Raw genomic sequence first — 26,319 nt, 5'->3', positions numbered from 1 at the left:
GGCAAGGACATCGATTATGTTTTCTTTCCCTAGGATCAAGGCTGTTCAACCCGAAAAGACAGGGATTTCTAGTCTTACCAGTGCTCTACATTCCAATTTTCAGATATGAATTCGAAATTTTTCATCTGAGAATTGGAAAAGCTCTGCTCGTGTTGTAGTCTTACGAAACAGGACCAGAGCTTTCTGGAAAAGAGAGGTTTTCAAACTGTTGAAAAAGACGGGCCTGATGATTTTTTGATAAAACCCAAGGAATGAGAATAACGAAATCGGATTTAATTTGCTTGTTAGTGAAAAGAAAGATTCATCTTTTTGTTGTGGTGAGTGAAACTCTTTTTCTAGGATAGCTTTCTTAACCAGAACTGAACTTTCAAGTGTTGCAGCGTGACTTGTGTAATTTTTGGAATTGCAAGCTTATTTGGATAAATTCAAGAGTGGCCACTTTGCTATGGAGATAAATGTCGTTAAAAAAGCATTAACGGTTTATCTGAATTTTGCGCATAATCCAAGCTTTTTATTGCGGATTTATAGCGTGGATAATGCTTTGGATGTATAATGTTTACAGATGCTGCTGAATGATATCGGTTTTTGTTCGGTTTGCTGAAGCCTTTCTAATCGCTCTTTGAAGTGAAAAGAATGAGGATTGAGATTTTGTATCATGCTTAAGTACCATTAAAATAATAATAAAGGGAGGAATCGATTATGAGAAATGCTTCTGAAACGGCAAACTTCTTTCTTTCTAAATAGTCAATGTCAAATAAGAAACTGCAAAAGCTGACTTATTATGCTTATGCTTGGACATTAGCTCTTTTGAATGAAAATGCTGAAAAAATGCAGTATCACTTGTTCAATGAACCAATTGAAGCCTGGGTCCACGGACCAGTGATTCCGGATTTATACCAGAAATATAAAGAGTATGGCTGGATGGATATTCCGAAAGATAATCCATCCTTCAATTTCTCCCCTGATGAGTTGGATATCCTGAATCAGGTTTGGGATGCTTATGGATCCTTTAGTGCGACTCACTGACCCCATGGCAAGCCATGGGGGTTGAAATACACCCCTGTTGCTTGACAGGACAGCTTCGGCTGTCGTCTGTGAGTAGCCTTGGTGAATATTGTCTTCGGACGATACGAACTCCGTTGTTTATGTCATCACACCTTAGGATATCGTTCTAGTCTTAAGCTCTGTGGCTCTGCTTTAAAAACCTGTTCGGGGTAACAGGCGGTGAGTTTGAGCGTAAAAAGCATTTACAACATTGGCGAAGGACACCTTACAGCCTTCGGGCTGGTTTATTTACCGAAAGGAGGCATCTGTAATGCCGGAAGCTTTGACCTATGTTCTGGACATTGATGGCAATCCATTGATGCCGACCAGACGATGCGGAAAGGTCCGCAGACTCTTAAAAGCAAAGAAAGCTAAAGTCGTAAAGAGAACTCCTTTTACCATCCAGCTTTTATATGAACCTGATACTCATGTGGTTCAGCAGATCACGTTAGGCGTCGATGCAGGATCTAAACATATTGGATTGTCTGCGTGTACTGACGCAAAAGAACTCTATGCAGAAGATGCACAGTTGAGAACCGATGTATCTAAAAAACTGACCGCAAGAAGAGAGGCGAGAAGAACAAGAAGAAACCGCAAGACAAGATACAGAAAGCCAAGGTTTAACCACCGGGTGCATTCAAAACACAAAGGATGGCTGGCGCCTTCTGTGGAACAAAAGATTACATGCCATTTAAATGTCATCCGGAAAGTGACAAAGATCCTGCCCGTTTCAAAGATCGTAATCGAGACAGCCTCTTTTGATACACAGAAACTGAAAGCACAGCTTGCAGGGCAAAAACTTCCTGAAGGCAAAGATTACCAGAATGGTGAAATGAAAGACTGGCTCAACATCAGAGACTATGTACTGTCCAGGGATGGATACACTTGCCAGTGCTGCAAAGGAGAATCCAAAGATAAGGAACTGCAGGTCCATCATATTCATCAAAGAAAAGATGGCGGCAGCAGCCGTCCGGAAAACCTGGTTACGCTCTGTAAACACTGCCATCAGGAATACCATAAAGGAAATATCGAACTTCCAGATAAGATTCTTAAGCCGGCTTCATTTGCAGATGCGGCTTTTATGGGGGTCATGCGAAAGACTCTGCTGGAAAGAGCGCAGACAGAATTTGCTCCCATTCCTGTAGAAGAAACATTCGGATATCTGACCAGAGCAAAACGTCTTGGGCATGGTCTTGCCAAAGAGCACTACGTTGATGCGAGATGCATTGCAGGCCATCCAGAAGCAAGACCCGCTCAAACCGTCTTTTTTAGCAGGAAAGTGCGATGTCATAACCGACAGATTCATAAATTCAATCCTTCTAAGGGCGGCATCAGAAAACTGAATCAGTCCGCAAAGGTCATTATGGGCTTTCAGCTGTTCGATAAGATCAGATACCAGAAAACAGAGTGTTTTATCTTTGGAAAACGAACATCAGGCAGATTCGATATCAGGATGCTTGATGGAACCAAGATATCTGCTTCTGTTTCCTGGAAGAAATTAAAAAGACTTGAGTCATCGAATGGATGGCTTGTGGATAAACAAAAGGCAACAGTATAAATATCGAACAGGAGGTGAGGGCGGCAATTCCTCCCCACAGCAAGCTATGGGGTTTCCTTGCCGCATTAGATGACCCCACCCAAACTGCCTTGCAATTTGGATGGGGTATCCTTGCCTATCATATGAAATGCTGTCTTCGTCCTCTCTTGCTCAGAATTTTCAGATAGAGATTTTTTTAATACTATGCTTGGAAATTGTGGTGATAAGGCCAATTGGATTTATGCGGTTCCAAAATAATTTCATGATCTTATATTGCCTTTGTTTATTGACTTTATATTCATTTACAGGGCGGATTTAGTTCTCTGTTACTGTTCATCGAGGATGCCAGTGGCTAAAAATTAAGTCACTTTCAGAATAATCCACTTTAAAAATACAAACAGGTCAGCCGACAGAAGATCGGCTGACCTGTTTTCGTGTGCCAGGCATGACGCTTCACTTGCTGGTGGAAGTCCAGCCATAGGTTTACATTGCCAAGTGTAGAAAAGCCCAAGGATCGTGGGAACAAGCATCGCTCAAGATCCATGAAAAAGCAATGGTGCTTTTTCTTGAGCAACGGGAGCTGTCTTAGAATGCTGATTGGGGAAAAATCGTTTGAATCATCTTAAATAAATTTGATTTAAGGTTTCGACAACATGACAGGAGGATTGAAATGACTTTGGAAGGAAAAAAGAGAATTTCAGGTTTTTGAAGAGAGAAGAAGAGAACTTGCTGTCATTGATTTGTTTCTCTCTGGCAAATGCGAACAGGCATCTCTAAAGAAATTGAAAACGAAAAGATGTGTGAAATTTTGGAAAGTCGAATGGACTGGGTATGGCTTTCAGGCGTAGACTTTCTGAAAAATGAATCGGATTGGGTGCCAATAGGATAAAAAAAGGATACAAAACCCGGTTTAGAAAGCCAAAAAGGACGATATCGTGAGTCCTGTGTAATCCGCAAGACATTGCTTTTAGCTTTTGTGTTCTTTATTATTAACGATGGATTTCTCTGGAGGTACGAAAGTATGGCGACTGGAAGGACATCGAGAGGATCAGGAGCTGGATACGGATCTGATCCTTATTATCAACAGGGAGCAAGAACGTCCAATCGTTCGAATGCTTCACGAATGAATGCCTATTCCACTTCGGGCTCTTCCGGTTCTGGAAGACGGCCTGCAAGTTCAAAAAAATCGAAAAAACAAAACCGCAGGCGAAGGCCAGGCCCACTTTCGTGGCTGTTATGGCTGGCATCAGTTGCCGGCGTCGTGTGGTTTTTATATCAGCTCATCCGGATTAATATTCTGCCGGGGCAGCTGTTGCTTTTGCTTTGCGGGATTCTGGTGGTGTTAACAACCCTGCTCAGTATGATCTGGCTGGTTTACACCCGTCGCAGGTTTACCAAATTCGTCATGTGCTTTCTTGTCTGTGCTATTGGAGCTGGAAGCTTTGTTGGCGGCGGCATGTTGCAGAGTACGGATGACATGTTCTCACAGGTGACCAACCTGACCGATAAACAGGTGAACTCGGTAACGGTTTATGCGATGAAAGATTCGCAGCTGACAGAACCTAAGCAGCTTGGTTCCTCAACCATTCTTGGGACTGCATCCGCTGTGGATCTGACGGGAACAACCGGCATGCTCAATGAGCTTGAAAAGGCTGGCGCAAGCCCGCAGATCGTGAATTATGACAATGTGTATGAGCTAGTTGATGCCCTTTATAACGGTGAAGTGAATGCGATTGCTTTTCCGGAAATCGCCCATGACGCGCTGTATGAGCAGGCCAATGACTACAATAAATACAACGCGCTGACAACATTCACCAATATGGTTGATAATTATCTGTATTACACGGACCGCGATCCATCGTCGATTAACCGTCCGGATCCGGTCGCCAATATCATGACGGATCCATTTATCGTCCTTGTCTCCGCAAACGACAGTTATGGAACCATCGGAAGCAACTCGCGATCTGACGTGAACATGCTGGTTGCTGTCAATCCAAAAACCGCTCAGGTTTTAATGATCAACATTCCGCGTGATTCTTACTTGCCAGTTTCCTGTAAGAAGAACCAGACGGCTTGTGAGATGGTTTCCGGAATGGAAGACAAACTGACCCATACGGGCCTGTTTGGCATTGGTACAACGGAAAGTACAGTTGAAGATGCCTTTGGCATTACAATCAACTACTACGTGCGTGTCAATTTCTCCTCACTGATCAACATCGTGGATGCGGTGGGCGGAATTGATGTGGAAGTAGAACCGGGCCTGGAAGTCGAAACCTTCTATGCCAATGGTACTGAAGGGGTGCACGCGGGAACCAACCATCTTGATGGGGAACGGGCTCTGGCTTTTGCCCGTGAACGTCATGCCTATGTGGATGGCGACATGCAGCGTATCCGCAATCAGTCGATTGTATTAAAGGCCCTGCTGAAATCTCTGCTATCGCCAACGATGGTTGTGCGCTATCCAGAGGTCATGAAAGCCTTGTCGACCGCGTTTGATACAAATATGAGTGCCAATGAGATCAAGTCGCTGCTGACCTTAGAAGTTTCGCGTTTCCCCCGCTGGAATTTCCAGTCCTATGCGTTGGTCGGTGAGCCGACCGAAGCCTGGAGCCCATCGGCTGGACAGAACCTGTCAGTAACGATGCTCAACGATGCAGAGATTCAGAAAGCGGACGCCCTCATCCGTCAGGTGGAAGAGGGTCAGACCATCAATCTGACTGAAGCCGATCAGCCGGTTGAAACCGATGAGTATGAAACCAATGTCAACCACAATTACATTGACAATGAAGTTGATCATACAGATCTTTACAACCAGGATGGTACGGTTACCCAGCCGATTCAAAGCGATCCGTATGGCGGCCAGTACAACGACAGTGTGTATGACCCGTATGGAGGGTATGGCGGCGATGAAGACTCCGGCGGCCATGGAACGTATACGGATCCATATTCTTCCTATGAGCAGCCATCAGCGGCGTATGAAGATCCATATGGCCAGCTGTATTCACCATACGAATAAGCAGCATCAAATCGTTTGGATGGGATTTAACAGCTGCTGCAAAATAAAATTCAAACCAATTGTCGATCGTTTTGGTAAGATCACGGGCTTGAATTACAGCAGATATAAAATCTGATAGACTACAGGGGAACTTTGCTTCCCCTTTTTTAATGCCCACAGGGTATGTTTGAGTCCTTGAAGGATTCGTCCCTGAATCAATCCCGCTCCCACTACACCTGGCCTTAGAAGCAAAAAGCGAAGAAACGATGAGTCGAAAACAAGAAAATACGAAAATAAGAAAAAATGAAATATAGAAACAGAAATTGGAAAGAAACGGAGGAACCTGAATGCCAAATTCTACCCAACCTTCAAGAAGACCTTTAACGCCTGCTCAAAAAGCAGCCCGCAAAAGACGACGCCAAAAAATCAGACGACGCCGGATGATGCTTGTATTTGGCGGCGGACTGGTTGTGGTTTTGCTTTTGATCGCCCTGATTACGTTCTGCCTGCAGCAGTTTTACTTCATTCCGAAACAGAAAGCCGAAATTGCCAGACAGGAAAGCATTGCCTATGAACAATCTGTCCAGCACCAGCAAGAACTCCAAAGCGAAATCAGCCAGATCCAGAACCAGCAGCCAAGCGGTGATATCGCCCAGGAAACCCTGGACGCCTTAAAATCCAGTGCCCTGGAAGGATACTCCACCGATGCCCAGGGAAATATCAGTGAAACCAATTCAACCACTGCCACGCAGGCTAAGTATTTCCTGGACCATATCAGTGAATATGATAACGATATTCTGCTGTTCTATCTCAATAACACGGAACGCTATGACTTTGTCAAAGCCTATCCCGAGCGCGACCAGTACCAGAACCCGCCAGAAAAACTCAGCGAATCCCTGACGGAGATGCCGGCCCTCTATCAGTGGTCACTGGACTGGGGGTATCTGCCTTATGGTGACAGCACAATGTACTATGCGGGATGCGCACCAACGAGTCTGAGCATGGTGTTCAGCTATCTTCTGCAAGATCCAACCATTACGCCAGCTGTTTTAAAAAGCTATGCGGAAAACAACGGCTTTTATGTCAGCGGAGCCGGCAGTGCTCATGATCTGCTCAGTGCAGCGGCCACGGAATATGGTCTGAACGTTGAGACGATTCCAGTGGATCAGGAGTCAATTTCCCAGGCGCTCAATGAAGGCAAGAAGCTGATCTTCAACATGGTCCCGGGTAAATTCACCCAGGTCGGCCACTTCATGGTGGCAGCGAAAGAAAAAGATGGCAAGCTGGTCATTCATGATCCAAATAACATCTCCCGCACAGAGCAGCTGTGGGACTACGATGACGTTCTGCCCGAAACCGCCATCGTCTGGTCGTACTGGAAATAGCCAGAACGAAAAACAGCAGAGCAGACTTTGATCATCCACCCGCATACAGTTTGGCCATCCATCTGCATAAACTTTGATCATCCACCAGCATAAAAAGGATCGAGATCATTGAATCATGGAAAGGATTGAGATCATCGAAATCCTCTGCTTTTTGAAGAAGGAAGAACCCGCTTACAGGCTTCTTCCTTCTTTTTTGCGTTATGGCCGGCTGCATCCTGATGGCAGAGTTTGGAAAAGTGGGCGGGATTTCCTATAATAGTCTCGATATGACAAAAAAGGCCTTGTTAAGCAAATTAAAATATTTCTTATGGATTTCAGTGTTTATTCTGACGAGCTTTCTGGTCGGTCTAGCGGTTTATTTTCGCACTTAGATAGAAGAGGTCGCCTTTATGAATACATCCCAAAGAAAACCGATACGTACTGCGATCCTGTGCATCAGTGACGTCTATCTTTCCCGTGGTCTGCAGCTGCAGGCTTTTTATGAAGCACGCGGGGAGGAAGTCATCATTCTGACACCGGATTTTTCGCATCGCCATAAAGCCCCCATTGCGCCCGCTTCCAGAAAGCGGGGCGTAGACTATCTGCACCATCGGCCGTATCAGAAAAATCTTTCCTGGCAGCGGCTGCTTGGCCATGCCGAATTTGCCAGAGATGCCCGCAAGTATCTGGAAGCCTGGAAGCCTGACCGGATTCATGCGCTGGTGCCAGCCAATACGATTGCCCGTGAAATGGACAAGTATAAAAAAGAACATCCAGAAGTGCTGCTGTACTTTGATCTCATTGACTTATGGCCCGAATCTCTGCCCGTAAAAGGCTTTGAGAAAACACCGCCGGCGTGGATCTGGAAACATCTGCGCAATGCGCATCTGTCTGCTGCCAACAAAGTCTTTGCGGAATGCGGCCTGTTTGCAAGTCGAATTGAGCAGCAGACGGGAATCCGTCCACAAATCCTGTACTGGTCCATTCCCGATGACAAGACCGATTCGAAACTGAATCTTCCTGCCAATCGGCTTTCTTTGTGTTATCTAGGCTCCGTCAATAACATCATTGACCTTGAGGCCATGCAGGCCTTTCTTTCCTTACTGGCAAGCCGCATGCCTGTTGATCTGCATGTGATTGCCAACGGGGAAAAGAAAGAGGAAATGGTTGAAAAGCTCTCTGGCATTGTCCATGTGATTGACCATGGTCTGGTCTATGATCCCCAGGCCAAGCAGGATATCTTTGACGCCTGCCATTTTGGCCTTAATCTCATGAAGCCGGAAGTGGTCATTGGCCTTTCGATGAAGTCTTTGGACTATCTCAAAGGCGGCCTGCCGATTGTCAACTCTTTACAGGGGGATCTGCATGACTGGATCGACACCAGCAAGTGCGGCATCAACATTGACCATGATGACCTTGAACTTGCCGCCAGACAGGTTCTTGAATCGCTCAAAGAAGAAAACTTGCAGATGCGGGCCAATGCGCGCAGACTGTATACACAAACGCTTTCAATCGATGCGTTTGAAAGCCGTTTAAATAAGATTCTGACAAGCCGGTAATTTACCGGCTTGTTTTCAATCTTGTTTTAATAAACAAGACCTAGAGTCATCAACAGTCCTCAGAAACGACATGCCAAAGGATCTGAAAACGATAAATACCATTGGAAAACAGATGATATTCTTTGCATATCCGATAAGAAATAGCCTGATCCGGACAAGAATAGACAGGAACAGGAACAGGAGCAAAAGGATTCGGATACCCAGATCGAAAGAAAATCAGATTTGAAATTGCATTCCAGATCAAAAACCAATGTTCAGATCACAAATCTGTATTCAGATCACAAACCCATATTCAGATCACAAACTGGATCCCAGACCGGCCTGGTCTGCCGCTTTTTTAAGCCTGGCAAGACACAAATGCATAAGGGGCTGGCTTTGCCTCAATAAAAAACAAAAATGACTGAAGTCCTAGACGCGGCATCATTCATATTCAATTTAAAGGAGTCAAAGCCAGAAGCATTTCGAGCCTGAATTCATGACCGAATTCAAATCAGGATTCAATTTCCTTTGGAATATGTCCATGAGGGGAGGGGAACCGGATGAAAACAGAAAAGATCAGTTGTGCACTTACAACCTGGAATTCCAATGCATATCTTGAAAAACAGCTGGACAGTCTGAACAGTCAGAGTGTCCCGTTCGATGAAGTCATCATTGTGGATGATGCCTCCACCAATGACACCGTGCAAAGGCTGCACGCCTATATTGAAAAACATCATCTGAAAAACTGGAGGGTGATTGTTCACCCAGCCAATCAGGGCTTTATTTCGACTTTTCAGGACGCTTTAGCCGCCACAAGCGGAGACTTGATCTTTTTGTGCGACCATGATGATCTGTGGTACCCCGATAAAGTCGAGATCATGTCCAAGCAATTTGATGTCAGACCCGGCCTGCAGGTTCTGGCCTGCAGCTTTGATCTGATTGATGGAGCAGACAGAAAAATTGAAGATAAGGTATCCAGCCATCATGGAAACCACAATCTCATCCGCAAGCCTGTCATTCCCGGCGGATTTACGCCAATCACATTTGAAGATCTGATGGGCTATAATTTTGCCCCGGGCTGCACCCTGGCTTTAACCAGAGAGATTAAAGATCAGTATCTGAACAGGGCGGTGGATCTGAATCTGCCGCATGACTGGGCGATCAGTGCGATTGCGGCCATTCAAAATGGTCTGGGGTATCTCGACCAGCCCTTAATCGGGTATCGCCAGCATGGAACCAACACCCTGGGCCTTGCGCGCCGGACTTCTTACGTGACCCGCACACAGACGGCCCTTTTAGAAGCCGAACAGAAAAAGTCACTTTCGACCCTGGCTAAACGTTTTCATGCTTCCAGCTGGCAACAGGTGCGGATGAATAAAGTTGCCAACATGTATGCGCGTCGGGCGAGAAGTCTGAAAAAAAGAAATCCGATGATTCTTCTGCCTTTGTTTTTTGCCCCGGTTCCAAAGGGATTTCGTCTGACTCTGGGCATGGATCTGAAAACGATGATGGAAAAGAAATGACTTCGCAACACAGGAAGAAAAAAACAGGAAGAAAAGGAATTCGGGTAAAATTCAGGTCAGTTTCTGACTTCCCATCTTCCTGAATTTGTATTCCTGATCTTTTCAATCTGATCGAAAGAGAGTGAAGATCGACAGCAATCTGATACGATCTGACTTTCATCTGTTTCTGTAAAGGGCGTGAAAAAGAAAATCTGGCCGTTTGTAGCTTACGATACTGTCATAGACGTTCAAAAATGGATTCAGAGAAACAGATTCATCCATACAAGCTTGGATTTCTCGAATTCATAGAAATGGTATAACAGTTCATAGTCGGTCCATAGAGATCAGGTCTAAAGCGATCAAGACTGAAGACTGATTAAAAAGGTGGCTGGAGATCAGCCAAAAAAGCAACTGAAGATCAACTGAAAGAAGAAACTGAATACCACCTAAAATAAGTAAAGGAAAGGAGGGAAGCGCAGGAGATTCAAAACCTCCCGCACCAAGATGACGACTAACCCTATGTATACAAAAGCCCTGCCCGCCAGGACAGGAAAAGAAAGTCCAGTCAGCGACTTCCTCGATACTCTTTCCTTTCGTGAATTGTCCGGACAGTTTCTGGCTACGCAAAATCCGGCCAGATTATTTCGCATGGCCGATACTATTGACCCGATTGACCGGTATGAACCGACTTCGGGAAAACATCTCCATGCCCAATCTGCACTGGAAACAGAAGAATACGAAGATCTGCCGGCACTGTCGATCGTGCTGGCTGCCTATAATGGCGAGCCATACATCCGCGAACAGCTGATGAGCATTGTCTGCCAGATGGAGCATCAGGATGAGCTGATTGTTTCCCTGGATCCCTCAAACGACAATACCCAGCAGATTATTCAGAATATTCAAAGTACCAATGTCGATTTGAACATTTTGCTTGTTCATGGGCCGGGGCAGGGATTGATTGCCAACTTTGAAAATGCGCTTGGCTATGCGCATAATCCGGTCATCGTTCTTTCCGACCAGGATGATCGCTGGAAAGGTGACAAGCTCGATGTCATCCGCCATGAATTTGCGAAAAATCCAAAGCTGGCGGCTTTAGTTCACGATGCCAGAATCTGCTCCGAAGAGATGGAGACTTTAGAACCATCATTTATGAAAGCCCATGGCTCGAAAAATGGTCTCTTCCAGAATCTGGTCCGCAATTCGTTCATTGGCTGCTGCATGGCAGTGGCCAAACCCGTTATTGATGCCTGCCTGCCCTTTCCCAAGCCCATCCCCATGCATGATCAGCTGATCGGCCTGCAGGCACTTCGCATGGGAGAGGTTGAATTCATTGATGAAGTCCTCGTGGATTACAGGCGCCATGATCACAATGCCAGCCAACTCCATCCAAGTTCTTTAGGCGAGCAGATTCGCTGGCGCATGCAGATTGTAAAAGCACTCTGGAAACGCAAGCCACAATCCCGCGCACATTGAATCCGGGCCTATTGAAGAAGGTGCTGAATAGGGCATTGAACAAGCGCATAGAACAATTGAACAGCGCATTGAACTGGGAAAAGAAAGATGTGATCCACTTCTGTTGCTGATTCCTCTTTTCTGGCCCATCTTTTCTGGTCTGTTTCATCTTGCTTTTCTTGCCAGTCTTTCGTTTGGCAAACCGATTCTTCCGCCTGTGCGGGCATAAAAATAAAGTTTCGTTGATCTTTTGCGTCCAGCCAGATTCTGGCTGGACGCTTTTTGAATTTGTTTTCAGACAAATGTCAAGAATGAGGCACCTGTATCCTAAAAAAGAAGTGAAAATGTTTCATTTTCCTGTAAGCTGGCCAAGGATCACGCAATCCAGACCGAAAATCAATGTTGAAGGCTTACATAAGCCCCTGAAATGGCAATCAGTTTCATTTGGCACGATTAGTGGTTAAAATAAGCCTGAATGTAAAAGGAGATCTGTAATCTATGAAAGGCATTATTCTTGCCGGTGGGTCCGGAACCAGACTTTATCCCTTAACCAAAGTCACAAGTAAGCAGCTGCTTCCCGTTTTTGACAAACCGATGATTTACTATCCAATGTCCATTCTGATGGAAGCGGGAATTAAAGATATCATGATCATTTCAACCCCTGAGGACACCCCCCGCTTTGAAGAATTGCTGGGGGACGGCCATCAGTTTGGTCTGAATCTCAGCTACAAAGTCCAGCCTTCCCCCGATGGACTGGCTCAGGCCTTCATCCTGGCAGATGAAGAAGGATTTATCGGTGATGACTCCGTTGCCATGATCCTGGGTGATAACATTTTCCATGGCCATGGCCTGACCAAGCGCCTGGTAGAAGCCGCCAACCGCAAAGAAGGCGCAACTGTCTTTGGCTACTATGTTGAAGACCCGGAACGTTTTGGCGTGGTGGAATTCGATGAAAACGGCAAAGCCATTTCGCTCGAAGAAAAACCGGAAAACCCCAAATCCAACTATGCGGTAACCGGCTTGTATTTCTATGACAACGACGTTGTCAACTATGCAAAAAATCTGAAACCATCCGCCCGCGGCGAACTTGAAATCACCGACCTGAACCGGATTTATCTCGATCAGGGCCGCTTGAATGTCACACTGCTTGGCGATGGCTTTACATGGCTAGATACCGGGACGCATGAATCCTTAGTGGATGCGACCAACTTCGTTAAAACTGTCGAAGAACACCAGCATCGCAAAATCGCCTGCCTGGAAGAAATTGCCTTCCGTCAGGGCTGGATTACACTCGATCAGTTAAAAGACGCTTACGAAATTTATAAAAAGAACCAGTATGGCGCCTACCTCAAAAAGCTGATTGACCGCAAATACGTCGATAAACGTTCCTAGAATATAGAAAAATACCATAGAGAACCATATTGATCTGATTAAATTTCGAAATTAGAAGCTTATAAACAAGAAGAGATTTTACAGAAAACAGAAAGAAATAAGAAAAGACTGAAAGGCGTGGCACAGGATTTTTATTGGCCGGCCTTAAGTCTGGAAGGACAAAAGCATCATGAAAGTTACTGAAACCGCAATTCCAGGCGTGCTGATCATCGACACCGATGTGTTCGGCGATCATCGCGGCTACTTTACTGAAACGTATTCCAAGCCCAAATATGAAAAACTGGGCATTGATGTCGACTTCGTCCAGGATAACATGTCCTTTTCCGCAGCCGAAGGAACAGTCAGAGGCCTGCACTGGCAAAATCCGCCGTATGCACAATCCAAACTCGTTTCCTGCACAAAAGGCCGTGTCATTGACGTAGCGGTGGATATCCGCAAGGGTTCCCCGACTTTTGGCAAATGGGTCTCCTGTGAACTGTCTGCAGACAACCATCGTCAGTTCTTCATCCCGCAGGGCTTTGCGCATGGTTTCTTAACCCTCAGCCCGGATGTTGAGTTCCGCTACAAAGTCGACAACGTCTATAACAAAGAATCCGAAGGCGCCATCCGCTACGATGATCCAACCGTTAATGTAGACTGGGGAACTTTGTTAGAAGGACGCGAAGCCATTCTTTCTGATAAAGACAAAATCGCGCCTGAACTTGCCGACAGCAACAATCACTTCGTTTATGAAGAAATGATCAAAAAGTAAGCGGCAAAACCCGCCCCTGAAAACAGGAATCGATCCTCGAATCCCCAGCAGGACTGGATCACACCAGCAAAACCTGATCACAGGAGCAAAACCTGTCAACAGGAATAGAACCTGATCACAGGAACAAAACTAAGCAATACAATCAAGCAAACCCCCTCTTCCTTCCTGGAAGAATTGAGAAATATCCCATGCATTTGAATGGGTGCATCCCGCAGATCCCCAAAGAAAAAACAAGGCAGGCCTGAACACCTGCCTTGCCCATTGGGCCAATGAGCAGGCTTTGCCTGTCAGAATCATTGACCTTAAAGATCTGCACCACTTAGAAAAGGAAGTATTCTATGAAAATTTTAGTAACCGGCGGCGCTGGCTTTATCGGTGCCAACTTCGTCAACTACATGGTCAACGAACATCCGGAAGATGAAATCATCAACCTCGACTTACTGACCTATGCGGGCAACCTTGAAAACCTCAAGGACGTAGAAAACAAGCCAAACTACAAATTCTACAAAGGCGATATCGCGGATCGCGAATTCATCTTCAACCTGTTCGAAAAAGAAAGACCAGATGTAGTCGTAAACTTTGCTGCTGAAAGCCATGTTGACCGTTCCATCGAAAATCCATCCATCTTCGTTCAGACTAACGTATTGGGAACAACCACTCTCCTGGACGCTTCCGTTAAATATGGCATCAAGAGATTCCACCAGGTATCCACGGACGAAGTGTATGGTGACCTGCCACTGGATCGCCCAGATCTGTTCTTTACAGAAGAGACACCAATCCACACCAGCTCTCCATATTCTTCTTCAAAAGCAGCTGCTGACCTGTTCGTACGTGCTTACCACCGCACATTCGGTCTGCCCATCACGATTTCCTGCTGCTCCAACAACTACGGTCCATACCAGTTCCCTGAAAAACTGATCCCATTAATGATCTCCCGTGCAACAGCGGATGAAAAATTACCAGTGTATGGGGATGGCGCCAACGTTCGTGACTGGCTCTACGTTCTTGACCACTGCAAAGCCATCGACCTGATCCTGCGCAAAGGGAAAGTCGGCGAAACGTACAACATTGGCGGACACAACGAAAAGACAAACCTTGAAGTTGTAAAAACTGTCTTAAAAGCTGTAGACAAACCAGAAAGCCTGATCACTTACGTCGAAGACCGCAAAGGCCATGACCGTCGTTACGCGATCGACCCAACAAAGATCGAAAACGAACTGGGCTGGGTGCCAGAAGAAAACTTCGATACTGGAATTGCGAAAACGATCCAGTGGTACCTCGACAATGAAGACTGGTGGAAAAACATTCTGTCCGGTGACTATCAGAACTACTTCCAGAAAATGTACATCGACAAGGGCCGTGTTTCTGAATAAGAGTACCCGTTCCTGAATCAGACAATCGAAATTATCTTTTGAAGATTGTTTTCATTCCATACATTTTCTGAAACCTGAAGCCCTCTTTAAGCAGAGAGCCATTCAGTGAACAATTAAACGAACACTTTTTTCAGATTGGAGCACGAATACCCGCTTCCATCTAAAATTCTTATACAATCAACCAGCCGGATCCGGAATCGAATCTTCTGTATCCGGTTTTTCAAAGGAGGAAATTATGAAAATCCTTGTAACCGGAGCCAAAGGCCAGCTTGGCAACGATGTGTGCATCGAAGCCAGAAAAAGAGGATACAACCCAGTCGGCGTTGATGTTGCCGAAATGGATATCACAAACAAAGAACAGGTTGAAGAAGTCATCTCCCGTGGTGACTACGATGTTGTTGTCCATTGCGCAGCCTGGACAGCCGTTGATAAGGCCGAAGAACCAGAACTGTTCGAAACGGTTGAAGCCGTCAATGCATTAGGAACCAAATATATTGCGGACGTATGCCGCGATCTCGATATCCCATTAATGTATTTCTCCACTGACTATGTTTTTGATGGTCAGGGAACAACGCCATGGAAAGAAGACGACGAAAAGAACCCGCTCAATGTTTACGGTTTAACAAAATCCGAAGGCGAAGACTACGTTCTTCAGAATCCGAAAAACTGGATTCTGCGTATTTCCTGGGTATTTGGAGCAAGCGGACAGAACTTCATCCGCACCATGATCCGTTTAGGCAAGAGCAGAGACACGCTGACCGTTGTTGACGACCAGGTGGGCCTGCCAACCTATACTGTTGACCTTGCCAAACTGACCGTCGATATGATCGAAACCGATAAATACGGTATCTACAATGTCTGCAATACCGGTGACTTTATCTCCTGGTACGATTTTGCCAAAGAAATCTTCCATCAGGCAGGTATGAACAAAGTGAAAGTCGTTCCTGTTGGATCCGACCAGTATCCTGCCAAGGCAAAGCGCCCAACCAACTCCCGTCTCAATCTGGAAAAACTGAGTGCCAATGGCTTTGAACAGCTTCCTGCCTGGCAGGATGCCTTAAGCCGTTATCTGGAATATCTCAAGACAACTGGCGAACTTTAAAGCTTGAAAGCTGACGGTCAGGTTTAGCCGAACTGTCTTTCAATACAATTTGAATCATTTGGTTTCGAACTCCTGGTTTCTCAATGTCAGAGCCAAAAAAAAACCAGAAAAATAAGAACCAGTCAAAATAGTGTGAATGAGGAATACCTTTATCATTCACACTATTTTTCTTTTTGTGGCTGGGGCGAACGAAGTGTCGAATATAAAATGGTGGATACACCAACTGATGCTATTTATTTTCAGAGTGGTATTTCAGAGGATCGAAATGCTGTCGGATTCAGGGCTGATCTAAAAACGCTGTACGACTTCATGGGTACTGTTTATTCTAGTTTAAAATGAGCGATGTTTATTTACGTTTATACAGAACAAAAGAGTTCTATCGTTTCTGACAGAACTCTTTAGCAGGAGATGAATGGAGATGAAATATTAAACTTTACGATATAGGTGTTTCACACTTCCAATAATATCCTCGTAACTGATATCCGCAGCATACGAATATTTTTTTTGATACGATTTCCACAGGTGGCGTAACTGTGTATCTTTTTCAACCGCAGTGATAATTCGAGTTCCTTCTGTCTTCAGGCTCTCGGTCCCTCGCTTTTCGCAGGTTGCTTGGAATGCTTTTTTCAGAATATCCTCATCAATCTCCTGCTTATAGATCGACAGGAGCATATTTATATCATAGAAATCCCTCATTCTTGTATTCAGAAGGCCTCTCACAAGGACTGTCTGAAGCTTTTCGGATAAAATGGTTTCAAGATTATAGGACCACAATTGAATGCTGCGACCATCTAGCAACAGTTTGTATTGATACTCGATTGCTCGTGGAGTAATTACATCTCCTGTTGAGATGTCGATTTTCATTGGTGTGATCAGTTTTTCCATCATAGCGTTTATTGTAAGGCGAATTCCCGGATACTCCATTTCATCCATAATATTGGAAACTTCCTTGATTTCGAAAACTACCCCATCATCAAGATCAATGTTTGCTATCTCATTAATAATTTTTCTGGCATCTTCTGCCGAGAGATTCTGATTTTTGAGGCTTGTATCAATGTCCATCGTAGAACGGTTAGCTACTCCTACCATTGCAGTCACAAGCATCCCACCTTTGATGACAAAGTTGTCTTTATACTTAGAGTTAGACAGTCGTTCCAGAAAACGTTCCATCATATAAATACGCATGAGCGTTCTGGCATCCGCATTATTTTTCTTTGCTACATTTTTTATTCTTCCCTTAACCTGCTCTGGCGTAAGCTGCATTTTACAATAATACCTCCATATATCTGCGGATCACATTTTCCACCCGAAACAGCTTGGCATACTCCATAAGCCGATTCAGATTTTTGTCTTTTCTGGAAACATACCTCTTAAGAGCGGAGCTAAAATCCTGTACTTCAATGGAACTTCTACTTCTCATTAAGTCGCAGATCGTTCTTTCCAGGTCATACATCGGAATCAGATTGCCATTGTTGTCTTTCACAATAATCTTCCCCACATCCAGCAACTCTTTTTTAATTGTGTACGATTTACTACTTCCATCTGCTGTAAGACGATGCGTATTATATCCACTGTAAATGGTAAAGGTATGAACGATTGGTTCCCTGTCTGTCAGCCCGTGATAGTAAAATGCTTCATCATGGGAAAAAACAGCATGAGGGCACCTCTGATGCAGAACATATAATTCATCTATCCATTCGTCCCTCGCAGAATAGATTCCCCGACTTACAGGCTCCAGCCCATTCTCATGGACATATTTATAGAATTCATATTTTGAAACGCCGGATTGTCCCGCAATTTTCGGTGTCAGATAATCGTGATTTTGAACTAATCTTGCCATCTCATTCATGGAATCACCATCCTTTCGTGCTTATATTATATTCAAAATGCGCACGGTAGACAAACGCAGTCAACTGTGTGGTTTTCTTCTTTGAGATATGCGTCATCTAATGCGGCAAGGAAACCCCATAGCTTGCTGTGGGGAGGAATTGCCGCCTACACCACCTATTCAATGTTTACAATATTGTTTTGTCGCTTATCAATAAGCCATCCATTCGATGACTCAAGTCTTTTTAATTTCTTCCAGGAAACAGAAGCAGATATCTTGGTTCCATCAAGCATCCTGATATCGAATCTGCCTGATGTTCGTTTTCCAAAGATAAAACACTCTGTTTTCTGGTATCTGATCTTATCGAACAGCTGAAAGCCCATAATGACCTTTGCGGACTGATTCAGTTTTCTGATGCCGCCCTTAGAAGGATTGAATTTATGAATCTGTCGGTTATGACATCGCACTTTCCTGCTAAAAAAGACGGTTTGAGCGGGTCTTGCTTCTGGATGGCCTGCAATGCATCTCGCATCAACGTAGTGCTCTTTGGCAAGACCATGCCCAAGACGTTTTGCTCTGGTCAGATATCCGAATGTTTCTTCTACAGGAATGGGAGCAAATTCTGTCTGCGCTCTTTCCAGCAGAGTCTTTCGCATGACCCCCATAAAAGCCGCATCTGCAAATGAAGCCGGCTTAAGAATCTTATCTGGAAGTTCGATATTTCCTTTATGGTATTCCTGATGGCAGTGTTTACAGAGCGTAACCAGGTTTTCCGGACGGCTGCTGCCGCCATCTTTTCTTTGATGAATATGATGGACCTGCAGTTCCTTATCTTTGGATTCTCCTTTGCAGCACTGGCAAGTGTATCCATCCCTGGACAGTACATAGTCTCTGATGTTGAGCCAGTCTTTCATTTCACCATTCTGGTAATCTTTGCCTTCAGGAAGTTTTTGCCCTGCAAGCTGTGCTTTCAGTTTCTGTGTATCAAAAGAGGCTGTCTCGATTACGATCTTTGAAACGGGCAGGATCTTTGTCACTTTCCGGATGACATTTAAATGGCATGTAATCTTTTGTTCCACAGAAGGCGCCAGCCATCCTTTGTGTTTTGAATGCACCCGGTGGTTAAACCTTGGCTTTCGATATCTTGTTTTGCGGTTTCTTCTTGTTCTTCTCGCCTCTCTTCTTGCGGTCAGTTTTTTAGACACATCGGTTCTCAACTTTGCATCTTCTGCATAGAGTTCTTTTGCGTCTGTACATGGGGACAATCCAATATGTTTAGATCCTGCGTCGACGCCTAATGTGATCTGCTGAACCACATGACTATCAGGTTCATATAAAAGCTGAATGGTAAAAGGAGTTCTCTTTACGACTTTAGCTTTCTTTGCTTTTAAGAGTCTGCAAACCTTTTTGCATCGTTTGGTCGGCATCAATGGATTGCCATCAATGTCCAGAACATAGGTCAAAGCTTCCGGCATTACAGATGCCTCCTTTCGGTAAATAAACCAGCCCGAAGGCTGTAAGGTGTCCTTCGCCAATGTTGTAAATGCTTTTTACGTTCAAACTCACCGCCTGTTACCCCGAACAGGTTTTTAAAGCAGAGCCACAGAGCTTAAGACTAGAACGATATCCTAAGGTGTGATGACATAAACAACGGAGTTCGTATCGTCCGAAGACAATATTCACCAAGGCTACTCACAGACAACAGCCGAAGCTGTCCTGTCAAGCAACAGGGGTGTATTTCAACCCCCATGGCTTGCCATGGGGTCAGTGAGATCTTTTCAGAATGGTATCCCAGAAGATCTAAACATGTTGTCGTACTCAGGGGGCGATCTAAAAACGCTGTACGAATTCATGGGTACTGTTTACTCATCCACTAAGTCCTCAAAAGTCAGAAAGATCAACCGGTTCTGAAACTTCTTCAACTTTAAAATTGCGAACTGCCTGGTCCATTGCTTTGAGTGTCCGAGCAGAAATGCTTTTTGGCTTGGTTAACTGGCGCGGTTCCAAAACAATACAGCTATTAGCATATTTTTTTACATTGTAGTATTGAAACGATGCTCTCCGAAGCGTTAAACGTTTTTTCGCGTCGAGATGTGCATTATATTGGTTGGTCACTTCCATAAAGCAGCCTCCTTCCAAAGTGGGATATCCCACACAACTGTGATATCAAATTATAGGTTTTACTCATCTCTTTTGGTCTCGTTTTCTCAACTGCTCCATTAAAAGGGTTGAAATCAAAAATCTTGAAGCAGGCAGGTCTGAAATAAGGATCTTACGCAAATGTAGTTTTTAACACGAGTAATCCTAGCGAATGAATAAGCTTGCATCATTCATATTGTTGATTAAATAATCAATACCTAATTCGAGATGAGTTGGCCTATCGCATCTTGGGTTATTGGGCTTAGCGGCAATTGCTATCGTCGATAATAATGATGATAGCTAAACACAATATTTGCGTAAGAGCCCCGACTTTTTCCTGCGCTTGCCAGGCTTTTTCTTTTGCTTCTTTGAGGTCTTTTTCGAAGGCTTCTTCGACTGCTTCTTCAACTATTTCATCAAAAAGCTCTTTAAAAGTACTTGTCATAATTTTTCGCCTTTCTTCTTTTGCTTGATCCGCTGAATGAATTATCCAGAAAACAGGAATCAGCAACCATTTGATCTACTTTTTGTTGGCAAAACAGTTTTTGACTTCGAACTGCTTCTTTTTGTTTAGGTGTTTTCTTCATAATTTTGCGTATCCTTCTGACTCCATATACGCAAAAAACGGAATCTGTTTTGCTGTTTGCCAGTTTTTTTGAAAAAATTTCCCGGATCTGATTCGAAACCTCTTTGTCAACCCAAGCCAAGCCAGGAAGGTTTTGGTAAAGGAGAAAGGTGTCGGTTTAAGAGAAGTTTTATTTTTCAGAGTCCTAAAAAGAAGAAATGGCTTTAGCTTCTGGCCAGGTCTTGTTCATTCCTTCGCAAACCGGTTCTCTTTTAAAAAGAGAGATTGTGTCTTTTTTTACCGGTTTGAAAACGGACACAAAATAAAAAGTGCTATCTTCGTCAGAAAGTGATCGAGATTTATCGTTTGGTACTGAAATTTCGTAAAAATCCGTTAAAATAATTAGCCGAAGAGTCCGCAATAATTTGAGTGCAATCCCGTCCCTGTACATACCAGTCGGTCGGTTTTGTACACACGGGAGACAGGCTTCTGCCCGTGATCAGGATCAGAGATCTGGAAGAAATCCTGAACAAATTTCTCACTGCAGCCAGATTCCTTTGAACCCCTCCTGACACTCCTGGGCTCTTCAACAAAGCTGCTGGATATTCTCTCTCGCTTATCCGGTGGCCTTTTTTTGTGCTTTCGTGAAGTTGAAGCAGATTCGTCCTTTAAATATCCAGTATATGAAGAAACAAATAAAATAAATATGATCCATTCGTTTTAATATTAATTCTAATAGATACTTCTTCCATTTTGATTTTGCTTGAGAAAACGGCAGGCATGCAAAGGAAATGCGTAAATTTTGCAGGTATAAAATTGAATCTTCTATCTGAAATATTCACAATTATCGCAGTGAAAAATGGACCAGAAACAGAAAAAGGAATGCCATTTGATATTCAACCCGATCGAAACCGGCCGAAATTCCAGAGCGGATTTCGTTTTTTTTTTTTGGCATCTGAAGGATGGTGCGTACAAAAAATAAATTACTTTATTTGTACATATTAATATACAGATTGATAGATTAACTTATAAATTAATTAAATGATCAGAAAGAGAAAAACAAATAGAAAAAGGAGCTGTTGTACAGAGGTTTCTGATCAAAATCAATCACAGTCTCTTCTTTTTTCTCTTTGTTTTTCTCTCATCTTTAGAGAGATTGATATGCACCGGTTCCAGAAGGATAGTTTCAGATGCATGGATGCAAAGCGCACGAAAAAACCCGCCGCAAAAGCAGCGGGTGATAGGTAAAGATTGAAAATTCCAAACAGAACAGAAATGCAGAGTCTAATGCTCTTTGGGTTCAGACTCTAAATCGGATTTTGATCTTGTTTCAGTCTCATTGGATCCGTCAGAAGATGTTTTTGAAGCTTCGTCCATTTCGATGGCCAGATCCATTCGGGGCTGCATCGACGTCTTGGAAACGTCGACCAGTGGATAGGAAGCCGGATTTGAGTCTTTTGTCTGGTTTGAATCAGACGCTTTGGCGGATCTGGCTTGATCGGATGCCCTCACTTCAATTCCAGTCAGTGCCTGCATGATGGATTGGGCTTCTTTTCGTTCCTGATGGGAAGCCTGTTCAATCGCAATTCGGGTGATTTCATCCACACTGGCTATCTTCGAATCTGATCCATCCTTTCGAATGGCGGCATTCGATGATTGTTCAGGCGTTGAAGTCTCGTACACGCCGGTGTGCGTGTAATTGCCCACGGTTTCTTTCTGGCGGTCCTTCTTTTCTTTTGGTTTCTGGGGACGGAAAAGGGAAGCAGCGGTGACGTTGCCAGCATTCAGATCAGCCGCATTGAAATCTGAATCCAGACGCGTTTTTTCAAACAGGACATCACTCAGCTCCAGCGTTGAATCCCGGCCTTCGTGCATCGAAGCCATCAGCTCATCGCGAATCTTCAGATCCAGGCTGGTATCCGTAAAGGACATTGTCTGAGAATCTGAAACAAAGCGGGCGATCTTTCCAGGCTTCAAGGAAGCACTGGCTGCAGTGGATGGCTGCTTTTCTTGAAAAGAAGCTTCAGAGTCCTTCTTGGCATCGGCTTGCGCTTTGGATCCTGTTTTTGAATTGTCTTCACTTTGATCAAACAGATCTTCAAAATTCTGCCGGCCAAAGATCTTGCGCAGCAGCTTGCGAAAAGCCCGGTAGATCGAATGCACCGGATGGAATGAAGAAGAAATCATGCCGGTTCGTTCAATAAAGACTTCAATACAGAAAAGAAGGACACACATGACAACCAGACCGGCGATCCGGTTGTAGATGTAAATAAAGGCACTCAATCCAAATCCGAATGTAAAGCCGCACATGATGATGACGCTGTTGGTCTGGCCAAAGCGCTTCATCAGCTGATGGTGCAGATGTGAACGATCCGCCTGATCCATCGGGATCCGTTTGATCTTTCGCCTTAAAATGGCCGAGAACGTATCAATAATTGGCAGAAGCAGAATCAGAATCGGAAAGCTTAAGGTCATCATGGTGGAAGACTTAAAGCCTAAAAGCGACAGGGAAGCAATCGTACTGCCTAAAAACAACGATCCACAGTCGCCCATGAAAATGGAAGCCGGATGCGAGTTATAGAGCAGGAATCCTAAAATTGATCCCATTAAAATCAAAGACAGCAGCACCATGTCCCCGCGCCGGTCCACAATGGAAATCGCACAGACAATCGAAAGTACGACCAGAATCATGCCCCCGCAAAGGCCATCCAGACCATCCAGCAGGTTGATCGCATTGGTAATGCCGACTACCCACACCACGGTAAACGCGGCGCATACCACGGGATTGGTAATCTTCCAGCCAAGGATGCGCAGCGTATCGACCCCGACGCCATAATAGAGCAGAATCAAGGCCGCCAGCACCTGCAAAAGAAATTTAAACTTGGCAGGCAGATCGACAAAATCATCCCAGAGCCCAATTAAAAACATGAGCGAGGTACATAGATAAATCCCCAGAATCGAGCGGTCTGGTTTAAAAAACAGAATCATCCCGATTGAAAAGGACAGAAAAATTGCGATCCCGCCAATGCGCGAAATAATGCCATGGTGGATCGTCCGGCTGTTCTGTTTGGCCCAGGCATCCGTCAGTTTTGAGATCCATTTGACAAATGGGATCAACAGGGCCGAAAGCCCAAACGGAACGCCAAAAGCCAGAATGGTATTCATAGCAGCCCCCTTCCAGCGATCGCCACACTCGACCCGAAAAAAAGCATCCGGCCAGCATGGCGTGATTTACAAAAAAATAAAAAACAAAGAAAACAAAAAGTTCTTCAAACAAGGTCTCCAGTTGAAACTGGATACAAAAAAGATGATCTACATCCTTTGGGCAGATCGTTCTTATTTTACATGATCAAGGCGCCCTTGCCACCTTCCAGCGCGTTTGGACTTTGTACTTTTGGTTTTGATCCCCATTCAGGCAAAGTTTTTGGCAAGCCGCCCGCTTTCATATTCACAAAAACTGAACGTCCTGATGGAATCAGGCAAGGGCAGATCCTCCAAAGGAAATGAAAGAAAATCGCCAGCTAAATCCTAAGCGCACAGCCGCTGAAATCCAGTTTCAGCCGGTACAATCGGATCAGGATTGTTGCAGCGTCTGGTCTATTTAAAATAGAGTTTTCAACTGCCCAGACCGATCATAATTGAAAACCGGCAGAAACTCGGCGGATAACCAGACCGGATTCAAAGGGAAGGAAACGATGAAAGGTTTTCCAAAGTGAAACACCCGTACCATTTCAACAAACTTCTTTTCATTTTTTCAGACGGATATAAAAGTGAAACAGAAATGCGAAGAATGGTGTTTTCGAAGCAGGTTGAACTGATTACAATGATCTTCTGAAGTGACGATCTCTTGCCGGTCTGCCCGCAGAAAAATGTTCGCCAGACAATTCGACAACAGAAAAACAGATCTTCAAAGACTCACAAAGGGATCAGAAGTCGAATCGGAAGACAAAAGAAGAACCAGGAAAACCAGAAACAAGTCAAACAGGAATCGGAAAACAGGCAATAGAAAACCAGAAGCGAGTCAAACAGGAACCGGAAACAAGCAATAGAAAACCAGAAACAAGTATAAGGAACAGAAACAAGTATAATCGACAAGTAAGGGAAAAAAGAAACAAAACTGCACATAGAAATGAGGAGGCGTTGGCGATGCTCAAAATGCTCATGCTCTACAATCCCTGCTCCGGGGATGGCCGGATTCAGGGATCGTTGTCCGAACTGGTAGATGAACTTACCCGAAATGGATATCTGGTGACCGTCTACCCGACGCAGGGGGCCGGGGATGCAAAATCCATGATTGAAACCCAGGGACATCTCTATGATCGAATTGTTGTCTGCGGCGGGGATGGCATGATGCATGAAGCGATCAATGGCTGGATTGCGGGCCATGATTTGCCAATCTTAGGCTATGTGCCCTCCGGAACCGTCAATGACTTTGCCAATACACATGATATTCCAAGGGAAATTCTGCCGGCGGCCAAAGTTGCAGCGGGGGAGAGCTGGACGTATCTGGATGTCGGCCAGTTCAATGACGAATATTTCAGCTATGTCGCAGCCTTTGGCGTGGGCACAAGCGTTTCCTATAAGACACCGCAGGAAAAAAAGAAAAGACTGGGTCCAACGGCCTATATTCTTGAAGCGCTCAATACCGTGGACTTTGCGCACTGGGAAAACAATTGCGAAACGATGAAAATCTCATGGCAGGATAATGCCTGTGAAGGGGATTTTCTGTATGGCATGGTCTCCAATTCAAGATATGTCGCCGGAACGGATGTTTTTACCAAAGACCTGTTCAACTGGCATGACGGCCTGCTGGAAGGATTGTTTATCCGCCGGCCAATGAATCTGATTGAACTCAATGCGATCATTGCGGGGATTACCCGCTCTGATTTTTCCAATCCGCTGTTTATCCAGGTCCAGTCTCCCTGGTTTGATTTTGAATGTAAGCAGGCGGCCTGGACACTCGATGGGGAATTTGGCGGCCGGCACGATCATGTCATGGCCAGAGCTGTTGCCAAAGCGCTGAAAATGGCTTTGTCCCAGGACTACATTCAATCCGAAGGCTCAAGCCTGGTGCGGTATGCGGATGTGGAAGAGGGAGGATCGGCCGCCAAGAGGACTGCCGAAAAAACAGAATCCCACCAACGCGGCGCTCTTCGCAGTTTCTGGAAAGATCCCGATGAATACCACCCGATCAAAACCGAGCAGGGCACCTATATTATGGCCGTGCAGGACAGCCTGATCTACCATATCAAGGCGGCAGATTCTTCCGGTGCGGCGGATTCTTCCAGCCCAACGAATTCATCCGAAAATTTTGCCGCTGAAGAAAAGCTGGAAAAGGGGAAGGCGCCAGAACAAGGAAAGAAACACACGCCAGAACAAGAAAAAAACCACACGCCGCAACAGCGACAGAAAAATACGCTGGAAAAAAGAAGCGAAAACAAGCTGGCAAGTGAAAAAGAAAGATCAGCCGGGAAAGAAAAGTCAGAAAGTATGAAAGAGGAAGAAAGGTCAGAGCAAGAAATGCCCGAACAAAAAAGGCCAGAGCAAGAAATCCCCAGGGAAGAAAGACCAGAAAGCAAACAAGAAACCTGGCCCAACACAAAAGAAGAAGAAAATCGGATGAAGTGGATGCATGGAAACGAAAAGTCGGTAAATACAGAAGAAAAGTGGACGGACAGCGAAACGAAAATCATGCCGTACCATAGGGAAGTCCATCTGGCAGAAAGGAAACACTGAA

Annotated in this window: 20 protein-coding genes; 12 read left to right on the top strand and 8 right to left on the bottom strand. The window is 44.8% G+C overall.

Annotated elements, in window-relative coordinates; translation table 11 throughout:
• Positions 1-747: 747 nt before the first annotated feature.
• The 7 genes from U4956_RS03575 to U4956_RS03545 all read left to right on the top strand — a co-directional run bounded on the left by U4956_RS03575 (position 748) and on the right by U4956_RS03545 (position 11,453).
• Complete coding sequence (locus tag U4956_RS03575) at positions 748-1,026, top strand: Panacea domain-containing protein (RefSeq protein ID WP_323089084.1); 279 nt, start codon at positions 748-750, stop codon at positions 1,024-1,026.
• A gap of 289 nt (positions 1,027-1,315) precedes the next feature.
• Positions 1,316-2,602, top strand: coding sequence for an RNA-guided endonuclease IscB (iscB, locus tag U4956_RS03570; RefSeq protein WP_323089083.1), 1,287 nt, complete (start codon positions 1,316-1,318; stop codon positions 2,600-2,602).
• Between the two features lie 1,000 nt (positions 2,603-3,602).
• The gene (locus tag U4956_RS03565; protein WP_323089081.1) at positions 3,603-5,597 is read left to right on the top strand and encodes an LCP family protein; all 1,995 of its coding nucleotides are present in this window, start codon (positions 3,603-3,605) and stop codon (positions 5,595-5,597) included.
• A gap of 326 nt (positions 5,598-5,923) precedes the next feature.
• Positions 5,924-6,961 (top strand): C39 family peptidase, encoded by a 1,038-nt coding sequence (locus U4956_RS03560; RefSeq protein ID WP_323089079.1) that lies wholly within the window; start codon positions 5,924-5,926, stop codon positions 6,959-6,961.
• Positions 6,962-7,350: 389 nt separating this feature from the next.
• A complete protein-coding gene (locus tag U4956_RS03555) occupies positions 7,351-8,499 on the top strand; it encodes a hypothetical protein (protein WP_323089077.1) in 1,149 nt (382 codons plus the stop codon).
• A gap of 539 nt (positions 8,500-9,038) precedes the next feature.
• On the top strand, positions 9,039-10,001 hold the full coding sequence (locus U4956_RS03550; RefSeq protein ID WP_323089076.1) for a glycosyltransferase: 963 nt from the start codon (positions 9,039-9,041) through the stop codon (positions 9,999-10,001).
• A 498-nt stretch (positions 10,002-10,499) separates the two neighbouring features.
• Complete coding sequence (locus tag U4956_RS03545) at positions 10,500-11,453, top strand: glycosyltransferase (protein ID WP_323089074.1); 954 nt, start codon at positions 10,500-10,502, stop codon at positions 11,451-11,453.
• Positions 11,454-11,461: 8 nt separating this feature from the next.
• On the opposite strand, the gene U4956_RS03540 is transcribed toward U4956_RS03545, so the two are convergent.
• Positions 11,462-11,734 (bottom strand): hypothetical protein, encoded by a 273-nt coding sequence (locus U4956_RS03540; RefSeq protein ID WP_323089072.1) that lies wholly within the window; start codon positions 11,732-11,734, stop codon positions 11,462-11,464.
• A gap of 196 nt (positions 11,735-11,930) precedes the next feature.
• On the opposite strand from U4956_RS03540, the gene rfbA reads away from it, so the two are divergent.
• The 4 genes from rfbA (at position 11,931) to rfbD (ending at position 16,050) form a co-directional block, all read left to right on the top strand.
• On the top strand, positions 11,931-12,824 hold the full coding sequence (gene rfbA / locus U4956_RS03535; RefSeq protein WP_323089071.1) for a glucose-1-phosphate thymidylyltransferase RfbA: 894 nt from the start codon (positions 11,931-11,933) through the stop codon (positions 12,822-12,824).
• A gap of 169 nt (positions 12,825-12,993) precedes the next feature.
• Complete coding sequence (gene rfbC, locus U4956_RS03530) at positions 12,994-13,575, top strand: dTDP-4-dehydrorhamnose 3,5-epimerase (RefSeq protein WP_323089070.1); 582 nt, start codon at positions 12,994-12,996, stop codon at positions 13,573-13,575.
• A 338-nt stretch (positions 13,576-13,913) separates the two neighbouring features.
• Positions 13,914-14,948: a dTDP-glucose 4,6-dehydratase gene (gene rfbB, locus U4956_RS03525; protein ID WP_323089069.1), complete on the top strand. Its 1,035-nt coding sequence runs from the start codon at positions 13,914-13,916 to the stop codon at positions 14,946-14,948.
• A gap of 235 nt (positions 14,949-15,183) precedes the next feature.
• Positions 15,184-16,050 carry a dTDP-4-dehydrorhamnose reductase gene (gene rfbD, locus U4956_RS03520; protein ID WP_323089068.1) on the top strand — a complete coding sequence of 289 codons (867 nt, stop codon included), beginning with the start codon at positions 15,184-15,186 and terminating at the stop codon, positions 16,048-16,050.
• Between the two features lie 426 nt (positions 16,051-16,476).
• Here the strand turns inward: rfbD and U4956_RS03515 are convergent, their stop codons facing one another.
• The 7 genes from U4956_RS03515 to U4956_RS03485 form a co-directional block, all read right to left on the bottom strand.
• The gene (locus U4956_RS03515; protein WP_323089067.1) at positions 16,477-17,313 is read right to left on the bottom strand and encodes a nucleotidyl transferase AbiEii/AbiGii toxin family protein; all 837 of its coding nucleotides are present in this window, start codon (positions 17,311-17,313) and stop codon (positions 16,477-16,479) included.
• 1 nt (position 17,314) lies between these two features.
• On the bottom strand, positions 17,315-17,899 hold the full coding sequence (locus tag U4956_RS03510; RefSeq protein WP_323089065.1) for an abortive phage infection protein: 585 nt from the start codon (positions 17,897-17,899) through the stop codon (positions 17,315-17,317).
• Positions 17,900-18,054: 155 nt separating this feature from the next.
• A complete protein-coding gene (iscB, locus tag U4956_RS03505; RefSeq protein WP_323089064.1) occupies positions 18,055-19,353 on the bottom strand; it encodes an RNA-guided endonuclease IscB in 1,299 nt (432 codons plus the stop codon).
• Between the two features lie 406 nt (positions 19,354-19,759).
• Entirely contained in the window at positions 19,760-19,999 is a 240-nt protein-coding gene (locus U4956_RS03500) for a hypothetical protein (protein ID WP_323089063.1), read from the bottom strand.
• A 280-nt stretch (positions 20,000-20,279) separates the two neighbouring features.
• The gene (locus U4956_RS03495) at positions 20,280-20,462 is read right to left on the bottom strand and encodes a hypothetical protein (RefSeq protein WP_323089062.1); all 183 of its coding nucleotides are present in this window, start codon (positions 20,460-20,462) and stop codon (positions 20,280-20,282) included.
• Positions 20,446-20,604 carry a hypothetical protein gene (locus tag U4956_RS03490; protein ID WP_323089060.1) on the bottom strand — a complete coding sequence of 53 codons (159 nt, stop codon included), beginning with the start codon at positions 20,602-20,604 and terminating at the stop codon, positions 20,446-20,448. Before U4956_RS03490 ends, U4956_RS03495 begins: the two co-directional genes overlap by 17 nt.
• A 1,262-nt stretch (positions 20,605-21,866) precedes the next feature.
• Complete coding sequence (locus U4956_RS03485) at positions 21,867-23,747, bottom strand: MraY family glycosyltransferase (RefSeq protein WP_323089059.1); 1,881 nt, start codon at positions 23,745-23,747, stop codon at positions 21,867-21,869.
• A gap of 981 nt (positions 23,748-24,728) precedes the next feature.
• On the opposite strand from U4956_RS03485, the gene U4956_RS03480 reads away from it, so the two are divergent.
• On the top strand, positions 24,729-26,318 hold the full coding sequence (locus U4956_RS03480) for a diacylglycerol/lipid kinase family protein (RefSeq protein ID WP_323089058.1): 1,590 nt from the start codon (positions 24,729-24,731) through the stop codon (positions 26,316-26,318).
• Position 26,319 lies beyond the last annotated feature (1 nt).

The sequence above is a fragment of the Allobaculum sp. JKK-2023 genome (assembly GCF_034745455.1).
Taxonomy (GTDB): Bacteria; Bacillota_I; Bacilli_A; order Erysipelotrichales; family Erysipelotrichaceae; genus Allobaculum.
This window is presented reverse-complemented; position numbering and strand designations above follow the sequence as displayed.